Below are 17840 nucleotides of genomic sequence, written 5' to 3'. Positions count from 1 at the left end.
ATATGGAGTTACTTACTTTTAATCATTTCTTCATTAACTAAACGTTCTTTATCATCCAAATTAAATCTACCTGGAGTCCAACTTGGAAGCACACCATAGCCTCCGATAATTTCCCCTTCTACTTCGTACACAAATGCTTTTAAGCGTTCTCCCTCAATATCTTTATCTTTTAACTCGTATGAGTATGTCGTAACTTCCTTCCCTAAATATTCATTTAAAAATGTTATACCACTTGCTTCATAATTACTTAAAAGTTCATCGGGGATATCTAATAGATAGGTTCTTTCTTCTGTAAGTTCTTTAATTTCCCATCCTTTGTCAGATAAATATTGATCGTGTTCTTCATTAAGACGAACTGAACCACAACCAGAAATGAATAATCCTATAACTAACATGACAATTATTCTACCTTTCATAACGTCCTCCCCTAAAATATATGGTTTCATATATTGATGACCAAAAAAAGAGGTTAACGATGACCTCTACTTAAAGCAACGCCTTCGGTAGCTCAGTAAGAACTATTTACGCTTTTTTATCAATAAATAATGAAACTCTCAAACTACAGTCATTACTGTTTATTCGTTTACTCCGGAAACTCAAATACTTGTCGCAGCTCAATTTGACCTTCCCCATGTCCCTGTGGATCCGGCATCCGCATGGCCCACTGCATTGCTTCTTCCCTCGACTTCACATCAATTAGAATGAACCCAGCAACTAATTCATTCGTTTCCGTAAATGGGCCATCCGTGACCACCGGCTCTTCTCCTTGTTTTGGATAAGAAAAGCGAATCCCATTTGAACTTGGATAAAGTCCTTTAGCCATAACTTGCACGCCAGCCTTCACTAATTCCTCATTGTACTTCGTCATTGCTTCCATAAGCTCTGGGCTCGGAAGATTTCCCGCTTCCGAATTCTTCGAGGCTTTGACAATAATCATGAAAAGCATAAAATTTGCTCCTTTTTAGAAAAATTCCCTTTTCACTTAATTATAGGCTACCTTTTAAATCACCTAAGAAGGTACCTTACGAATTTTATTAGGTAGTTTAAGGAAAAATAATACTAGATTAGAAATGACTACTACCGATAGCATTAATAATACACTAGCAACAAACATATCATCACTATACTCGTTCATTTTCATTCCTAAAGTTAAAGGAGAGCCATCTTCATTTCCTGTTGGAAGGAAGTAGATAAAATGGTCTAGTATCAAATCCGTTAACCCAAAGACCCAGAAACACAAAAAGCCGATTACCGCTGAATGGCTTGAAATCACACTGAATCGATTGTGTTTCAGGTTATAAATGATCGAGATGACTGCCAATGAGCCTATAATAATAAATAACTCAGAGCCTTCTACATACGTTGATTTTGTTACACAAAGTAGAATAATAGTTAATACAATTAACAAGCCTATAAGCTTTTTCATGTTTGTCCTCCTAATTTCATTCATAAAATTTATTTCTAACACCTTGTTATGACTGTTTCGTTAATGCCTGATCTTCTCCTTCATAATATTTGCGTATTGCTTAATTTCGTTTAGTTCCCGTGATTTTCCTTGTTCACTGTTAGCCCATTCCGAAGGCGTTATATTTCTTTTGTCTTGAATTGGAAGTACATCTACTACTTTATCATCAACTGCATTTAAGCCGATTAACTTCACTTCATGGGAATCATTGATTTTTTGCTTTTCTATGTCCCCCTTTAAAATACTCGATGATTATATAGACGGGAAATAATGTAAAAAGTTTCACTCTAAAGATTCATCCAAGTACTTGAAACAGTAGGGTCTAACTACTGTTATAAAAAAAGTTTCCAAGATACAATTGACAACCATAGTGTATTATTCATATAATACACTTGTAGTGTATGAACCACTTAGTACATACAAAGTGTATGAATTACTTAATACACACACCTAGGTGATGTAATTACTTAAAAGCTCGTATAGGAGTTGTTTTGATGAATGTAAATTTTAATAATCGTGATCCAGTCTATTTGCAAATTGTTCGTTATTTTAAGGAACAAATAGCAATTGGTGAATTGGTGCCTGGGGAGGAAATCCCGTCGAGACGAGATTTGGCCAATAGGATGAAAGTGAATCCTAACACCGCGCAACGAGCGTATAAGGAAATGGAGGAACAGGGTTTGATTTATACGGAAAAAAACCATCCAAGTAAAATCACAACAGACAAAGAAATCTTAGGTAAGGTAAGAGAAGAACTGCTGGTTGAAGCAGTTGATGTGTTTGTGACATCTGTTCGTTCTATTAATGTACCAGTCGAGGAACTACTTAACTTGGTTAGGGAAAAGTACACGGCTAACGATGATAAGGAGGCTTAAACATGATTGAAGTGATAGACGTTGAAAAGAAATACGGACGCAAGAAAATATTAAAAGGTGTATCTTTTACAGCGAACAAGGGCGAAATTACTTGTTTAATAGGAATAAACGGTGTTGGTAAGACGACCATCTTAAACGCAATTATGGCACTCACGCCAATTAATAAAGGACAAATTTTAATAGACGGAAAGCCACTAGATAAACACACATTTGAAAAAGTCACCTTTATCCCTGATGCGATTACGATGCTTCCACAGATGACCATAGCAGAAGCGATGGAGTTTATGAAAGACTTTTACTCTTGTTGGAATCAAGAACGTGCCACCGAAATACTAGGTTTTTTCAGATTAGAATCAAACGATCGCATTTCTTCCTTATCAAAGGGAAATACGGCAAAAGTAAATCTGCTGCTTGGGTTAGCACTTGATGTGGATTATGTACTGATGGATGAGCCATTCTCAGGAATTGACATGTTCAGTCGAGAGGAAATCGCCAACGTATTCACAAGTCATCTGATTGAAAATCGTGGCGTCATCATTACAACTCATGAAGTAAGCGATATCGAACATTTAATCGATAAGGTGGTCCTACTAGATAACGGATTAGTCACAAAGGAATTTAGTGCAGAAGAAGCACGTGAAATGGAAGGGAAGTCTGTGATTGATGTGATGAGAGAGGTGTATCAACGATGATGAATTACCTGAAGCTTGTTAATTTTGAATTCAACCGTGTTGCAAAACTATTTTCAGTCTTACTCGCTATTACATTTTTTGTGCAGATTATCGGAGTCATTGTTGTATCAAAAAATTACTTAAACATGGCTAATGAAAGAATTTATGAAGATTTAATGCCAAAAGCAGAGTTTCTAGAATCTTGGGGTCAAATGAGCTTCATTCAAATCGTAAGAAGTGCATGGTTCATGGGTCCAATTGCGTTGTGTGTTGCTGGTGTAGGGTTTTACATCTTTCTGATTTGGTATCGTGATTGGGTTGGAAAAAACACATTTGTTTATCGATTATTAATGCTTCCAACCTCTAGATTGAATATCTTTTTTTCGAAAATTACTACGATCATGATTATGACATTTGGTTTGGTTGCCTTTCAACTTATTATGCTACCGTTTGAGATGATGGTAATGAAGGTCATGGTTCCAGACGACGAATTCCGAAACGATATGACTGTGAACGAAATTGTCACCAACTTACCAGAATTATCGATCATTATTCCAGGAAGCATGATTGAACTTATCTTATATTATGGAGCAGGTTTGTTGGCTGTTTCGATTTTATTTACAGCCATTTTAATGGAAAGAAGTTTCAGATGGAAAGGTATTTTTGCGGGCCTTATTTATACGGTTGTCGCTGTAGTTGTATTAATTTCACCGCTACTTTTACAAGAATTGGTTCTAGATGGTTTTTTCTATCCGATTGAGTTGTTAGTACTTGAAATCATCATTGGTTTAATAGTACTCGCAGCATCTATTTGGATGAGTGGATTTTTATTAACGAAAAAGATCACCGTATAAGGAGTGTTTAATATGAAAAAATATTGGAAATTCACAGCAATCCTCGCTGTTATTGTGCTTAGCATTGGAGCTTTTTATGTGAATTCAGCTTTGTCAGAGGAACCATTCCCAGAGTTTGTGATTCAAACACAAAGTGGTGATTCGAAAGAGATTGAGTCACTAGTGTTGGAAGGATCTTATTCAGTTACTTCTTCTATGAGTTATGTGAGTACGAACTTAAAAATTACGTCAGAAGGCTCTACATACAATAGTCGTTCCTTTCTAGACCAGATCATCGGCCACTCTCCGACTGTGATCAAGGAGTTACAGAAAGAATATCGTTCCTTTATGAGAGGAAAAGATGCATGGGTTACCTCATATTTTGAGGATAAGCAGTTTCTCGCTTATGCAGGTGTAGAGTATGACATGAGATCATTCCAATCGCGTGATTTTAAGTTTGATATCTCTGTGTTAAACAAAGAGGATGGTAACATCGACTCCTTCACGATTGAAGTCCCAGAAGCATTAGAACTCGAGCATGTTTTTGTGGAAGATGTACAGAAGCTTGAAAATGAGATATACCTTATTACCCAAAACACGATGAGAAATGATAATAACTATTACAATGAAAAACATATCTATACAATTGATTTAGCTAATCAGAACATAAGTAGCCATGAAGCTATTGTTCAGGTATCAGAGGGGCAACATAATACCCATACAAGCATACAATTAATTGGATCTGACCATACAAAGGCTACTGAACAGCTTATCATCTTAAAAACGGAAATGAAAATAATTGATGATAAAGAGTCTTATAGAGAAGAACTGACAAACCAGGAAATTATCACTTACGATTTAGTAGCGAAAGAAAAAGAAAGTATTGATATTCCTGAGTTGAAATTAGATGAAAATTATTTAAGCTTCTTTGATGGTTCTACTATTTATTTTACGATTTATGATGAACAAGGGCTTTTAGTGACTCCTTATAGTTTAGTAGATAAACAAATTGGTCAAGTTTTCAGCGTCCCATTATCAAATCAAGAGGGAATTGCGCCATCCACAATAATAACAGTGCAAGACGGTAAGTTCTATGCTGTCACATCCCAAATGACTCCACACTTGAATTTAGATGCGGATGTGGTTGTTGCTGATATTAAAACAGGTGAAACACTCTTTAAAGGGCAAATCGCTTTAGAAGACCCTGCGAAAGAAAAGGGACAATTTGAGTTATATCTGCATGAGATATTTGTGAAATAGGATGATAAAAAAAGGGTTATCAGGTACTTCCTTTTCAACTGGATTTAATAGGAGGACCCGATAACCCATCCCTTATGGAATAGGGCTGGGTTGTACATATCTTTTTCAAGAAATAAGGAGGCTACTATGGAAATAAAAGCAAATCAAGCCATTTATCTAGCTAGATTTGACCAAAGTCTGAGCGAACAAAAAGTGAATGAGCTCTATATGGAATACAAAAAGAAAGTGTATAGCCTCGCACTTTCTTATGTGAAAGATATCTATTTAGCAGAAGATCTATCCCACGAAATTCTATTGAAATGCTATTTATCTCGTAAACAGTTTAACGGTGATTGTTCTTTCCATTCCTGGATCTACCGTATTGCGATCAATCATTGTATTGATTTTTTACGAAAAAGATACCATCAACGAGATTTGCTTCGTGACGATATCGAGGTGTTTCAAGCTAAGGAAGTGTGTACACCTGAATCTGAACTTTTATCTTTTTATGAAAAAGAAGAACTTAGAGAAAAACTTAGATTGCTACCTGCGAAGTATAAGGAGGTCATTAATCTCTACTACTTTAAGGAGCATTCTTTAAAAGAAATCGAAGAACAATTGAATATCAATTTATCGACAATTAAAACAAGGTTGCTTAGGGCGAAGAAGATGTTGCGGGAGATGTATTAGGAGGTTAGAGGGAGTATTTTAGACAGGTTTGAAGTCTTATGATTTAGAGGTATCTGAAGTGCGTCTGGGTTCGGACAGCTTCTTAGTTGATTTAGCCAAAGCTGTCTAAAGTGCGCCTGGGTTCGGACAGCTTTCTTGTTGATATAGCCAAAGCTGTCCGAAGTCTACCTTGGTTCGGACAGCTTTCTTGTTGATCTAGCCAAAGCTGTCCGAAGTCTACCTAGGTTCGGACAGCTTTCTTGTTGATTTAGCCAAAGCTGTCTGAAGTGCGCCTAGGTTCGGACAGCTTTCTTGTTGATATTGCCAAAGCTGTCCGAAGTCTACCTAGGTTCGGACAGCTTTCTTGTTGATCTGATTAAGTCCGTATAATTGTGTAAAAAGAAAAAGGGTTCATTTTATTCACTCTTGGCTACAATGTTTTCAACGACGATAAACATTAGAAAAGAGGAATAATAATGACCCAATTACAGTTTACCCTAGATTTGGAAAATTTAAAAGAATCCGTTATAAATTCTGATATTGAAGCAGTTATCAAATCTGCGATTGTTTTGGTATTAAATAATGTCATGGAAAAAGAGAGAGATGACTATTTAAACGTAGCTGCCTATGAGCGGTCCGCTGATCGACGTGATTATCGCAATGGTTATTATGAACGTGAGTTACTCTTGAATGTTGGTAAAGTCACGCTTAAGGTACCAAGAACTCGTAATGGTGAATTTTCAACCTCAGTATTTGAGAAATACGCCCGTTGTGATCAAGCTCTAGTAATCTCTATGTTGGAGATGGTTATTAATGGTGTATCAACTCGCAAGGTCACTCAAATTGTAGAACAACTTTGTGGCGAAACTGTCTCAAAGTCATTTGTTTCGTCACTTACTCAAAAACTTGATCCAATTGTTAATGATTGGGCTAAACGACCTTTAAACACTAGATATTTCCCTTATCTTTTTGTTGATGCAATGTATATAAAAGTTCGGGAACATCATAAAATCGTCTCCAAAGCAGTTTATATTGCTACAGCGATTACGGATAAAAACAAGCGTGAAGTTTTAGGTTTAAGTGTGGATCATGTTGAAGATTTTGAGAGTTGGAGTCGCTTTATTCAACAGCTGAAATCGCGTGGGCTTCAATCCCCAAAACTTGTTATTTCAGATGCACATAAAGGGTTACAGAAGGCAATACAACGTGAATTTATAGGTACTAGCTGGCAAAGGTGTTATGTACATTTTAAACGAAATATTATTAACACGCTGCCAAAGAAAGACTCTGCTGATATTCGTAAGATGATAAAACGAGTGTTTGAAGCAATTACGATCGAGGATATTCGTACTTTTAAAAATGAACTAATGAGTCAATATGGAGATATCCCAAAGTATGAGAAGGCTCTTCAAATTTTTGAAGAAGGTTTCGAAGATACCATTCAGTATATGAATCATCCCGAAGGTATGCGATGTTATCTGAGAAGTACCAATTCTCTTGAACGTTTAAATCAAGAAGTACGAAGAAGAGAAAGAGTCAATAGGATATTTCCGAATACACAGTCTGCTTTTCGTTTAGTAGGTGCAGTCTTAATGGAATATCAAGAGAATGCATACTCCCGGAAGAAGTCCCTATAGTATTTTTACCGAAACTTCCAATTATGGTATTATGGCATATCCAGGAGAGGCTATCAAAGTGAAAGGCCTTTGACAGCCTCTCCTGGATATGCAAAAGAAAAATCATGGAAGCTTTCGCAAAAAAAAATGTAAGGGGAGACCTAACCCCAAACCTTGAAAACAGTTGAAAACATTGTATTAGTATTTTACACAATATTATGGACTTGACTGTTGATCTAGCCAAAGCTGTCTGAAGTGCGCCTGGGTTCGGACAGCTTTCTTGTTGTTAGACACAAAGCTGTCTGAAGTACACCTGTGTTCGGACAGCTTTTTTGTTGTATGAGCCAAAGCTGTCCGAAGCCTACCTTGGTTCGGACAGCTTTCTTGTTGATTTAGCCAAAGCTGTCTGAAGTGCGCCTGGGTTCGGACAGCTTTCTTGTTGATTTAGCCAAAGCTGTCTGAAGTGCGCCTGGGTTCGGACAGCTTTCTTGTTGATCTAGCCAAAGCTGTCCGAAGTCTACCTAGGTTCGGACAGCTTTCTTGTTGATTTAGCCAAAGCTGTCTGAAGTGCGCCTAGGTTCGGACAGCTTTCTTGTTGATATTGCCAAAGCTGTCCGAAGTCTACCTAGGTTCGGACAGCTTTCTTGTTGTTATTACCAAAGCTGTCCGAAGTCTACCTAGGTTCGGACAGCTTTCTTGTTGTTATTGCCAAAGCTGTCCGAAGTCTACCTAGGTTCGGACAGCTTTCTTGTTGTTATTGCCAAAGCTGTCCGAAGTCTACCTAGGTTCGGACAGCTTTCTTGTTGTTAGACACAAAGCTGTCTGAAGTACACCTGTGTTCGGACAGCTTTTTTGTTGTATGAGCCAAAGCTGTCCGAAGTCTACCTAGGTTCGGACAGCTTTTTTGTTGTATGAGCCAAAGCTGTCTGAAGTCTACCTTGGTTCGGACAGCTTTCTTGTTGATCTAGCCAAAGCTGTCTGAAGTGCGCCTGGGTTCGGACAGCTTTCTTGTTGATATTGCCAAAGCTGTCCGAAGTCTACCTAGGTTCGGACAGCTTTCTTGTTGTTAGACACAAAGCTGTCTGAAGTACACCTGTGTTCGGACAGCTTTTTTGTTGTATGAGCTAAAGCTGTCCGAAGTCTACTTAGGTTCGGACAACTTTCTATTAGATCTAACCAAAGCTGTCCGAAGTCTACTTAGGTTCGGACAACTTTCTATTAGATCTAACCAAAGCTGTCCGAAGTCTACCCAGGTTCGGACAGCTATCTCGTAAATCTAACCAAACCTGTCCGAAGTCTGCCCAGGTTCGGACAACTTTCTATTAGATCTAACCAAAGCTGTCCGAAGTCTACCCAGGTTCAGACAGCTTTCTTGTTGATCTAACCAAAGTTGTCCGAAGTCCGCCATGGTTCAGACCAGTTCTAACTATGTAAACAGATTAAGCGTTAAAACGTGACTTGCGTAGCTTCGCATCCAGAATAAGATTCCCAAAAGGAATAAACGCAACAGCAATACTTGACGTTACCCATAAAAGTGACCATCTAATTTTAAAAGTAACATAAGCGATAGTAACCAAATACATCAGAAAGAACAGACCATGAAGAGAGCCAACAACTGTGACTGCTTCCGGCAAACCCGCCATGTACTTCAGCGGCATAGCAATAAATAACAAGATTATTAATGATATACCTTCTAAAAAGCCCATTAGCCTAAATTGGCCAATTGGTGTGTTAAACATACAGTTACCTCCATTAATTTTAAATAATACATTACTAAACTGTATAAAATTCTATAAATCTTGCGAGAGCCGAATCATATCCCTACACTGTATCCCATTTTCGTAGATTTCTTCTGGATAGTGTTTAATAAAGAAATCCAAATCAACACCAGTTATTCTAAATCCACATTTTTGATATAGTGCGAGTTGCCCTATACTTGAATTTCCAGTACCAATTTCGATTGTGTTGTGGCCTTTGTTTTTTGCTGTTTTTATCGCATCCATCACTAACTGTTTACCAATTCCTTTTCCATGCAGCTCTTCTGCTACTGCAATGTTTACTAACTCGACTGTGTTAGGTCTGGTAGGAAGGAGGATATAGACACCAATCATGTTCCCACTAATTTCAGCAATAAAGCATTCTCCACGTTTTAAGTAATCCTCAACGATTAACTGTGATGGATCAGCTAATAACAATAAATCAAACGGCGCTTTTTCACCCAATTTTAGTTTTCGAATTTCCATATTACTCTCTTAAAAGACACCTCTCTTTTTATCTTAATTATAAATGAAATTCTTTTAAGGAGTAAGAGATAATTTCTGTAAACACCTTATATAAGATGTTTACTAATTTAGCTTAATCTACTCATACGCCAATCCTACATCCCTAGTATCCAACTCAAAGACGCGTTAATCCTTAGATTAACGCGCCCACTTCTAACTATTATCTTAGTCTCTTCATTTAACTATCTCTATTTAAAGCTATACAGACTGCTTTCTCTATTACTTGTTCACCAATAATGGCTGGTTATCTTTTTTGCCAAATGCTTTTTTGATATAAGGAATAACATAATAATCCAAACCAAATTTACCTGCATTGCTTCCCGCTACTAAAATGAAGAAAGTGATTAAAACCATCTGTGGGTTTGTGCTTGTTGTTCCAGAGAACATAAAGGCAAAGTTCATCACAATTCCCATTAATCCAGCAAATGTTGTGAATAAACCTAAAATTAATGCGATCCCAACAAGTACCTCACCCCAAGGGACTAATACATTAAATAATCCAACATTTGGAATAGCAAAGCCTTCTAAAAAGCTCGCCCACCAACCTTGCACTGCCGGGTGTTCTCCTGTCGCTTTTTGTACAGCTCCTTGTAAATATCCACTTGCATCAAAGCCACCTGTTACTTTATCCCAACCAGATGTGATCCATTGATACCCCAAATATAATCTTAAAAACACCATTACCGCTGCCGCAATCTTATTTTCTCTTAAAAATGTATAAAACATTTCTTATTCCTCCCTATCCCTTACGAATTTAATTAACTTTATAATGTAAGTATAGTGGTAATAAGAAAAATAAAATATTAGGGAACACACTGATTTTAGAAGTGTATTCCCCTGAAAAATTGTTACTTTTCACCTTACTATATATCAAATTCCCATGACATCAGCCCACTTTTTTCTAAAGATCTCTAGGGGTTTTTGGAGTATTAAAAAAGAAACCTCCTCACTCATCCTTATTGTTCATAAAATTCTGCTGCTGCAAGTAATTCAGTACTGTCTGCGAGAACTCTTGATGAGATTCTTTCGTATATTTGGCAATCGTGTAGATTTGAGCAAGGTTTTTTAAGCCTAATTGCTCTGTCATTTCCTTAAGACGCGGGACGTCCATGTAGCGTTTCCATCCTTTTTCATCTCTGTCTTTATAGATTTCTAGAATCTCTTCATCCGAATAATCACGATACTGATCGTAGTGAACAAGTCCCTGTCTTGGCAGTCGATCACGTGGGGCAGGGTTTTCAGCTGGATAACCTAATGAAAAACCTACAACTGGTACCACATTAGGTGGCAGATTTAATAACTCCCCAATTTGATCACAATTGGCTAACGTTGAGCCCATATAGCAAATCCCTAGCCCAGCATTTTCAGCGGCTAAAGCACAATTTTGTGATACTAAGGTTGCATCAATTGCTCCAATCATAAAGCTCATGAAATTATCGAATTGTACCGGCGCATCATTGAGAGACAACCACTTTCTCATTCGATTAAAATCAGCGCAAAAAGTTAAAAGAATAGGTGCATCAACAACCATCGATTGTTCCATATGTGCACTGTATAATTTTTTCTTAAGCTCTTTGTCTTTTGTGACAACAATCGAATAGGTTTGCATATTTCCACTTGAAGAAGCACGGATACCTGCATCTAATATCTGATCGAGTAACTCTTGACTGACTTCTCGATCTTCATACTCTCTAATTGATCTATGTCCATATATTACATCGTTTAGTTCCAAAAAAACCGCTCCTCGCTATTTTGTAGGTCTTCCCCAATAAGAATCTTCGATTAATTTAAGAATCGTCTTAAATCCTGTCCAATCTAAAATGTTCTCTTAAAAGGGCTAACCTCCGTCCCAATGGGTCTTATGATTTTCATATCCATGACTCTTATTTCAACATAAAAATGCTAATCTCCTTCTTCAAGATTAGCATCCTTCAGTAAATGTATTTCCTTACTAGTGACCCTTACAAACAAGGGTTACTCTCTCATTAGCGAAACAAACGACCCATTTCTACCGCTAGTCCTATGAACATGATAAAAAGGCCCATAAAGATGACTGTTGTACTTACAAATACCAAAATAGGTGTCTGTATACTTCTTGGAAGAAAATTTGTTAAGGATTTGTAGACTAATGGATATCCCGTAGGAATGATACTTTCAAAAACAATGAGCAAACCTAAAAATATGACAAAAATGGTAGGCATGAAGATATTAGGCTCGATAAAAAAACCAACACCAAAAATAATTGTGATGATGTAAAGAGGTAAACGTAAACGAGATTGGACCAATGCGGTTTCGAGTTTATGCCATAATTTTTTCATCTAGAATATTAATCCTTTCTACTGTTGAACAGACTGAAATCAACTACCAAACCATTATGTAAGCTTATATTCAATCCCTGTTAATTGCTCGGAAACATCCCATAGTTTCTTCATGGTTTCTTTGTGATAGACGCTCTCCTTTGGTACTTCGATCACTGGATTTCCTTTTCGGTTGCCTGCACCATCCGGACCAATATATTCTCCCCCTACCAACTTTTCATCTGTAGCTGCCATAATCGTAGGCAAAGCCCCTTTTTCTGCAGGTTGAGAGAGTAGTTTGATCAGAGGTTTGATATACCAAGGTGTACTTTCTTTTCCAATTCTAAAAAGATTGGTCGAAGATATCCCTGGATGTGCTGCTAAACTAATCGTTTTATAACCGTTTCGTTTAAGACGTTCATCTAGCTCTTTAGCAAATAAAAGGTTTGCCAATTTACTTTGACTATAAAACTTCATGGCTTTATATCCCTTTGAACCCTCCAAATTTTCAAAGTCAATGACGCCATTTCGATGAGCAATCGAGCTTAATGTCACCACTCGAGGTTGTTCTGCTTTTTCCAAATAAGGAAGAAGCAAACCTGTTAAAGCAAAATGCCCTAAATGATTACTCCCAAACTGAAGTTCAAAGCCTTCTTCTGTTTTTGAATAAGGAGGCGTCATCACCCCGGCATTGTTAATCAACAAATCTAAGGAATTGTATCTACTAGAAAACTCGGCTACAAAATTATGTACAGTCTTTAATTTCGATAAATCTAAATGAAGAACGTCAATTTGCCCCTTAGGGTACAACTGCAGCAACTGTTGTTTTGCAGCTTCACCTTTATTTAAATTTCTGACTGCCATGATTACAATATTGCCTGTGCTTAGAAAATGTTTCGTGGTTTCAAGACCTAACCCACTGTTTGCTCCTGTAATAATCACTATTTTATTTGACATGGTTTTGCATCCTTTTTTAAAACTTAGTATAAGATATTGAATTCTTTCTCCATTGTAAATCATTTATCAAACTCAGTTAAACAAAAACGTAGATAATTAAATAGGAAAAAGACACTTTGCTCTCTTGCATCCCGCAAAAAGTAGCGTGATTCTCCGATCATTCAAGCAAAGAGTATGTAGAAATATTTTCATACTTCATGTTACGAGTTATTTTTCAAATGCTAATCTCCCCTACACTAACGGAGCATTAAGTATAAGTAGGAAAAAAGTTTTAGTAATGATTCAATCTATAGCTATATAAATGAGATCCTTAGCCATAATAAGAAAGATTTAAATTATGATAGGAGGGAATATGATGGGTGGAAGACAAGGTGGTTCTAAACCGGCTAGCAGTAAAACTTCGTTGCCTCAAACTCCAGCAAACTTGAAGATCGAACCAGAACGTGTGGATGAAGAGTTTGCTCGTGAGCTTGGAGAAACTGGCAATAAAATAAGAGCTACAAGACCTAAATAATACTCTGACAAAATTTCGTTCAGAAGGTAAAAAGCGGATAACAGAAAAATATATTAAGGGTTCATTTCTGAACCCTTTTTGTTTATATAAGAACTTTTTAAAGCTTATTATTTAATTATTGGGCTTCCACTCAATTTACTGAGTTTTTGTAAACACTTTTTACAAACTCCCAATTCTCCACTAAATTCATACCAAGAATTACAGTTCAAGCACCGCTTATGTAAAACATTATTTATAAGCAGATCATATCCATAATAGGTTGGTCTTTTTTCAATTTTCATTAAACCTACCTCCAATAGTCGAATTCTAGGAATAGTATATGAATATGACTTATTTATTGTTATAAAAGTACAAACCATATAAATTAGATACCGAGAAAAAGCTTACTTGTTCAGCAACAAGTTATATAAAATAAAATATAACTTTCTGTGTAACTAGAGATTGTGAATAAGGTGTAAAAAAGCCCTAGACGTTTCTAAGGCTTTTCAAATAAGTTTTATGTATCTAATGATTGAGAAAATCAATTGAGTGTTTTGGTCATAATAAAATCTATTTGTTCTTCATCACCCATATAAAAAGAGTGGGCTCCGGTTTGAACAAACGCCATTTTTTCATAAAAAGCAATCGCGTTTTGATTCTTTTCCCATACGCCTAGCCAGATTTTCTGTTTATTATGTTCCTTTGCAATTTCCAGCGCTTTATTAAACAGATGTTTACCAAGCCCATGTTTTTGGAATTCTCTCTTTATGTAAATCCTCTCGATTTCAAGTGATTCATCACCCATTGCTTCTGATTGAGCCTCATTAGTGTTTACTTTTAAATATCCAGCGACTTCATGATTGAAATAAACAAAAAAGAATTGCGAGGAACTAGTGGATAACTCTTTTTCTAATTGTTTTATGTTAAATGCCTTATCCAAATAGACTTTCATATTTTCAGGTGAGTTCTGATCCTTAAATGTTTCATTAAATGTTTCATAGCTAATTTTTTGAAGTATGAGTAAATCTTCAAGAGTGCATTTCTTTATGCTCATTGTCATTTTATTATGTCGCTCCTTATTCAATAGTTTCTTTTGTTTCCTTTTTTAACGAATTCCCAATCAATTTCTACATTTTTTCTCACTCTTTGAAGAAGAGTAAAAAGGGTTTCCATTTCTTCTTCGGAAAATCCCTCTAATGCAATCTTGTTGGAAAAATCATTTTCTCTTTTTATGAAGGGATAAACCTTCTTCCCTTTTTCTGTTGGAAAAAGTTTTTTAATTTTTTGGTTATGTTCATCATCCTTCTTTTCAACAAAATCATTTATTTCAAGTTTTTTTATAGCACGAGCTGCTGTTGTTCGATCAACCTTTATCATCTCAGCTAGTTTTTCTTGAATGATTCCTGGATTTTCACATATTCGCACAATGTACAAGTACTGCCCTTTTGTAAGGTCGTAATCTTTAAATTCGATATTACTTATTGAATCCAGAGCTCTTGCAATCATTCCAATTTCACGAAGTATTTCCTTCATAATTTACTCCTTTGCCATTTAATGTTGTAATTGCAACATAATTTACATAAATTAAATATAATTTAATTTTATTGCATTTGCAACAAAAAGAGTTAATCAAAACAAAAATACTTCTTAATAGATCAATGAAGGAAATTAAAAATGCGTCAGTCTTTTGACCAACGCAACATTGTAGTAGCTTATTTACATTTATCTTCAACAAACATAGGTAAACGTAGTATGATAATCATTATTGTCCAGTAAATTAGTTCTGAGGCTACGTAGTCATTTTCAGTCCAATAACGGCTGCTACAATCACACCTATAAATAAAATCCTTCTCCAATCCTTTGATTCCCCATAAAACAACATTCCAACTAGTGTTCCACCCACAGTACCAATCCCTGTCCACACAGCATAAGATGTTCCAGCAGGAAGAGTTTTCATAGCTAGGCTCAAAAGGCTAAAGCTACATATAAAACCAAGGAACACGATCAAGTATGACTTCAAGTCTTTGTCCTTGACTACTTTATTCATTCCTATAACTCCGACTACTTCAAAAGCTCCCGCCAGCATAAGATACAACCAAGCCATTTTACGCTGCACCCTCTTTCATATCTGGTTCAGTTGTAACAAGTTTTAGGCCTATTACCCCAATCAGCAGTAATAGAATAAAAAATACTTTCGTCCAACTAAAGGCTACTCCGAAAGCCACCATCTCCACAACAACTGTCCCTGCTGTCCCGATACCAGTGAAAGTTGCGTATACCGTAGCAACAGGCAAACTCCTTTGTGCCTTTATCAGTAAAACAAAAGAGACATATATGAGTACAGCGATACCTACCCAGGAAAGCCAGCTACTCGCATGCTTCAATCCGATTGCCCACACTATTTCAATAAAACCAGCAATGATAACTAGTATCCAATTTTGATTCATTCTATAACACCCCATCACCTTTAATTACATCGAAATCCCCCGCCAATAAATTTCCCAAGAAGCATCGAATCTCCTCTGTAGTCGTTTTGGGCCTCCATAAATCATTTCAACGATGATTCCATCGTAAATTCCTAAAAAAGCAGCTGTAGCCTGTATTTCACCAATGGTTGAACAAATTTCTCCTTCTACCATAGCTTCTTTTATTATCGGTATTAAAAGTTCTTCTAACTGATCTAAAAATTGATAAGAGACTTTCGTTACCATTTCATTAAGATGGCTAGGTGGAAAAAATGCTGTGCGAATCCAAAATTTATTAGAATCATTTTGTTCGTATCGGTCTATGCTTTGCAATAGAAAGTCATATAAGAAATCTTTTATTGGTCGATTCTTATTATTGTCTATAAAATTACTAACAAACACTATTTCCTTCTCACTCGCATCACTGCAGAGCTGTAGAAAAAGTTCATCTTTCCCTTTAAAATGTGTATAGATTGACTGTTTTTTTATCCCTACATCTTCGGCAATATGTGCCAATGATGCACCTTCATACCCACCTTTTGCAAAATGCTTTAAAGAAACTTCTTTGATTTGATTTAAGGTCGTCATCACATCATACCTCCCGAACGGTCGTAAGGTAAACTTAACACCTCTTCTTTTTGTTGTCAATTTTTATATTCTCCCAATAAGATTAAACTAATCTACTATGGATCTTTTGGGAAATGTAAAATGTCAGAATAGATTTTTCACTTGTACTTGTGTGATATGGTTCACCGTAATGCAATGTACATGAGGTTCTTATAAAAATAAGTACCCCGCCTTCATCCAACTGCCCTTGAATAAAATGCCAAGTCCTTAAATTGAGAAACTAGCGATAAAAAAATAAGCGGAGTTTTTTCCGTTAATTACAGATGAGAGCTCGTTTTGGGGTAAATAAGCGGAATATTTCCGCCTATACAAGCAAAATTACCTAATTTTAAGTTTTTCGAGCAGAATAAGGGAAATTTTTCCGTCTATTTTAGCTATTTTCAACGCTGTTTATTAATTAAGGGGAGTTTTTCCCTCTATTATTATTTAATGCGCAGTAAGTGTCTACTGCGCATTAACCAATCAAGTATTCTCATTCCATATAAGCCCTAGTTAAGAATGATACTAACGAACCCCACAACACTTTAATAAACTTGATACTACCTCTGGTTTTTGTTTATACATAAAAACATCCTCAATAGGTAGAACTGCATACCAAGAACGTTCAGATAGTCCAGTTAAACATAATCTATCATAAATTAGATCAATTTTTAGTCGTTTATCGATAGTTATTGATTTCGATAATTCCCTATAAATCTTATTCATTCGATCATCATCAAATACACCTTCAATGGCTATCTTTCCGTAAATCCCTTGCCACCAAGCTAAAAAGGACTTAACACTCTCTACATATCCGAATTCACCTGTTTCATCGTGCTTGAACAACTTTTGGTAGAGTGATTTATCTATGTCAAATATTCCAATGATGGTCATACGTCTCACTATCGTAGTTTTTATTTAATGCCTCTTTCCATACTTCTTTATAGGTCTTTTCATATTCTTCTTCTAAAATGCCCCAGTTTGAGCTATCAACATATGGAAATAAAGGATTTTTACTATCTTGATTTCTACTGTTTAAAAATATATTTTGAACATATATTAAGTAATTTAATGAATAAGGCGCATTTACCCCCATTTCAAATCCACTTTGTTTTGCCTCTTGAACATTCTCCATCAAAACATTCCTCTCCTGCACTTTAATATTAACCATATTTTACCACGAATTAGCACATACCCTAAGTAAACGTTACTGAGCTTAATGATAACTTAATCTTTTTCTTAAGAGGTTTAACTATTAATTAATAATAATTTATAAATTATAACTATTTTTCTCCTTACTCATTACCTTAATCACGGGTAATTTATCCTAGGTTTACCCCAAAAATAACATTCGTCATTTTGTTCCTTCGTT

At 36.1% G+C, this 17840-nt stretch carries 25 protein-coding genes; 7 read left to right on the top strand and 18 right to left on the bottom strand.

Going from position 1 to position 17840, the window contains the following annotated elements; all coding sequences use genetic code 11:
- Nucleotides 1–8: 8 nt before the first annotated feature.
- The 4 genes from BK579_RS08965 to BK579_RS25565 form a co-directional block, all read right to left on the bottom strand.
- Nucleotides 9–416 carry a DUF4830 domain-containing protein gene (locus BK579_RS08965; protein ID WP_169891106.1) on the bottom strand — a complete coding sequence of 136 codons (408 nt, stop codon included), beginning with the start codon at nucleotides 414–416 and terminating at the stop codon, nucleotides 9–11.
- A 167-nt stretch (nucleotides 417–583) separates the two neighbouring features.
- Nucleotides 584–946, bottom strand: coding sequence for a YciI family protein (locus BK579_RS08960; protein WP_078544861.1), 363 nt, complete (start codon nucleotides 944–946; stop codon nucleotides 584–586).
- A gap of 63 nt (nucleotides 947–1009) precedes the next feature.
- A complete protein-coding gene (locus BK579_RS08955) occupies nucleotides 1010–1426 on the bottom strand; it encodes a hypothetical protein (protein WP_078544860.1) in 417 nt (138 codons plus the stop codon).
- A 60-nt stretch (nucleotides 1427–1486) separates the two neighbouring features.
- Entirely contained in the window at nucleotides 1487–1660 is a 174-nt protein-coding gene (locus BK579_RS25565; RefSeq protein ID WP_169891105.1) for a hypothetical protein, read from the bottom strand.
- 299 nt (nucleotides 1661–1959) lie between these two features.
- Between BK579_RS25565 and BK579_RS08950 the strand changes: the two genes are divergently transcribed.
- The 6 genes from BK579_RS08950 to BK579_RS08925 all read left to right on the top strand — a co-directional run bounded on the left by BK579_RS08950 (nucleotide 1960) and on the right by BK579_RS08925 (nucleotide 7389).
- The gene (locus BK579_RS08950; RefSeq protein ID WP_078544859.1) at nucleotides 1960–2340 is read left to right on the top strand and encodes a GntR family transcriptional regulator; all 381 of its coding nucleotides are present in this window, start codon (nucleotides 1960–1962) and stop codon (nucleotides 2338–2340) included.
- A gap of 2 nt (nucleotides 2341–2342) precedes the next feature.
- Nucleotides 2343–3032 carry an ATP-binding cassette domain-containing protein gene (locus BK579_RS08945; RefSeq protein ID WP_078544858.1) on the top strand — a complete coding sequence of 230 codons (690 nt, stop codon included), beginning with the start codon at nucleotides 2343–2345 and terminating at the stop codon, nucleotides 3030–3032.
- The gene (locus BK579_RS08940) at nucleotides 3032–3865 is read left to right on the top strand and encodes a hypothetical protein (RefSeq protein WP_328589255.1); all 834 of its coding nucleotides are present in this window, start codon (nucleotides 3032–3034) and stop codon (nucleotides 3863–3865) included. Before BK579_RS08945 ends, BK579_RS08940 begins: the two co-directional genes overlap by 1 nt.
- Before the next feature lie 12 nt (nucleotides 3866–3877).
- The gene (locus BK579_RS08935; RefSeq protein ID WP_078544856.1) at nucleotides 3878–5104 is read left to right on the top strand and encodes a hypothetical protein; all 1227 of its coding nucleotides are present in this window, start codon (nucleotides 3878–3880) and stop codon (nucleotides 5102–5104) included.
- A 126-nt stretch (nucleotides 5105–5230) separates the two neighbouring features.
- Nucleotides 5231–5773 carry an RNA polymerase sigma factor gene (locus BK579_RS08930; RefSeq protein WP_078544855.1) on the top strand — a complete coding sequence of 181 codons (543 nt, stop codon included), beginning with the start codon at nucleotides 5231–5233 and terminating at the stop codon, nucleotides 5771–5773.
- Between the two features lie 455 nt (nucleotides 5774–6228).
- A complete protein-coding gene (locus BK579_RS08925; RefSeq protein ID WP_078544854.1) occupies nucleotides 6229–7389 on the top strand; it encodes an IS256 family transposase in 1161 nt (386 codons plus the stop codon).
- Between the two features lie 1418 nt (nucleotides 7390–8807).
- Here the strand turns inward: BK579_RS08925 and BK579_RS08920 are convergent.
- The 6 genes from BK579_RS08920 to BK579_RS08895 form a co-directional block, all read right to left on the bottom strand.
- A complete protein-coding gene (locus BK579_RS08920) occupies nucleotides 8808–9107 on the bottom strand; it encodes a DUF3817 domain-containing protein (RefSeq protein WP_078544853.1) in 300 nt (99 codons plus the stop codon).
- A gap of 51 nt (nucleotides 9108–9158) precedes the next feature.
- A complete protein-coding gene (locus BK579_RS08915; RefSeq protein WP_078544852.1) occupies nucleotides 9159–9611 on the bottom strand; it encodes a GNAT family N-acetyltransferase in 453 nt (150 codons plus the stop codon).
- 258 nt (nucleotides 9612–9869) lie between these two features.
- Nucleotides 9870–10376 (bottom strand): DoxX family protein, encoded by a 507-nt coding sequence (locus BK579_RS08910; protein WP_078544851.1) that lies wholly within the window; start codon nucleotides 10374–10376, stop codon nucleotides 9870–9872.
- A gap of 220 nt (nucleotides 10377–10596) precedes the next feature.
- Entirely contained in the window at nucleotides 10597–11382 is a 786-nt protein-coding gene (locus tag BK579_RS08905; RefSeq protein WP_078544850.1) for a nitroreductase family protein, read from the bottom strand.
- Nucleotides 11383–11635: 253 nt separating this feature from the next.
- Nucleotides 11636–11968, bottom strand: coding sequence for a hypothetical protein (locus tag BK579_RS08900; protein WP_078544849.1), 333 nt, complete (start codon nucleotides 11966–11968; stop codon nucleotides 11636–11638).
- A 54-nt stretch (nucleotides 11969–12022) separates the two neighbouring features.
- The gene (locus BK579_RS08895; protein ID WP_235848394.1) at nucleotides 12023–12904 is read right to left on the bottom strand and encodes an oxidoreductase; all 882 of its coding nucleotides are present in this window, start codon (nucleotides 12902–12904) and stop codon (nucleotides 12023–12025) included.
- Between the two features lie 355 nt (nucleotides 12905–13259).
- Here BK579_RS08895 and BK579_RS25560 point away from each other — a divergent pair, with 355 nt between their 5' ends.
- Nucleotides 13260–13418: a hypothetical protein gene (locus tag BK579_RS25560; RefSeq protein WP_169891104.1), complete on the top strand. Its 159-nt coding sequence runs from the start codon at nucleotides 13260–13262 to the stop codon at nucleotides 13416–13418.
- Nucleotides 13419–13525: 107 nt separating this feature from the next.
- On the opposite strand, the gene BK579_RS25555 is transcribed toward BK579_RS25560, so the two are convergent.
- The 8 genes from BK579_RS25555 to BK579_RS08860 form a co-directional block, all read right to left on the bottom strand.
- Complete coding sequence (locus tag BK579_RS25555) at nucleotides 13526–13699, bottom strand: hypothetical protein (protein WP_169891103.1); 174 nt, start codon at nucleotides 13697–13699, stop codon at nucleotides 13526–13528.
- Between the two features lie 239 nt (nucleotides 13700–13938).
- Nucleotides 13939–14457, bottom strand: a complete 519-nt coding sequence (locus tag BK579_RS08890; RefSeq protein WP_078544847.1) for a spermidine/spermine N(1)-acetyltransferase — start codon at nucleotides 14455–14457, stop codon at nucleotides 13939–13941.
- Between the two features lie 20 nt (nucleotides 14458–14477).
- On the bottom strand, nucleotides 14478–14930 hold the full coding sequence (locus BK579_RS08885) for a MarR family winged helix-turn-helix transcriptional regulator (protein ID WP_078544846.1): 453 nt from the start codon (nucleotides 14928–14930) through the stop codon (nucleotides 14478–14480).
- Between the two features lie 256 nt (nucleotides 14931–15186).
- A complete protein-coding gene (locus tag BK579_RS08880) occupies nucleotides 15187–15501 on the bottom strand; it encodes a DMT family transporter (RefSeq protein WP_078544845.1) in 315 nt (104 codons plus the stop codon).
- A 1-nt stretch (nucleotide 15502) separates the two neighbouring features.
- Nucleotides 15503–15844, bottom strand: coding sequence for a DMT family transporter (locus BK579_RS08875; protein WP_078544844.1), 342 nt, complete (start codon nucleotides 15842–15844; stop codon nucleotides 15503–15505).
- A gap of 24 nt (nucleotides 15845–15868) precedes the next feature.
- Nucleotides 15869–16450 carry a TetR/AcrR family transcriptional regulator gene (locus tag BK579_RS08870; protein WP_078544843.1) on the bottom strand — a complete coding sequence of 194 codons (582 nt, stop codon included), beginning with the start codon at nucleotides 16448–16450 and terminating at the stop codon, nucleotides 15869–15871.
- Nucleotides 16451–16993: 543 nt separating this feature from the next.
- Nucleotides 16994–17362 carry a hypothetical protein gene (locus BK579_RS08865; protein WP_078544842.1) on the bottom strand — a complete coding sequence of 123 codons (369 nt, stop codon included), beginning with the start codon at nucleotides 17360–17362 and terminating at the stop codon, nucleotides 16994–16996.
- Nucleotides 17340–17603, bottom strand: coding sequence for a hypothetical protein (locus tag BK579_RS08860; RefSeq protein ID WP_078544841.1), 264 nt, complete (start codon nucleotides 17601–17603; stop codon nucleotides 17340–17342). Before BK579_RS08860 ends, BK579_RS08865 begins: the two co-directional genes overlap by 23 nt.
- Between the last annotated feature and the right edge of the window lie 237 nt (nucleotides 17604–17840).

This window comes from Litchfieldia alkalitelluris (genome assembly GCF_002019645.1).
GTDB lineage: Bacteria > Bacillota > Bacilli > Bacillales > Bacillaceae_L > Litchfieldia > Litchfieldia alkalitelluris.
Note: the sequence above shows the minus strand (reverse complement) of the source record. Positions and strands in the feature narration are given on the sequence as shown.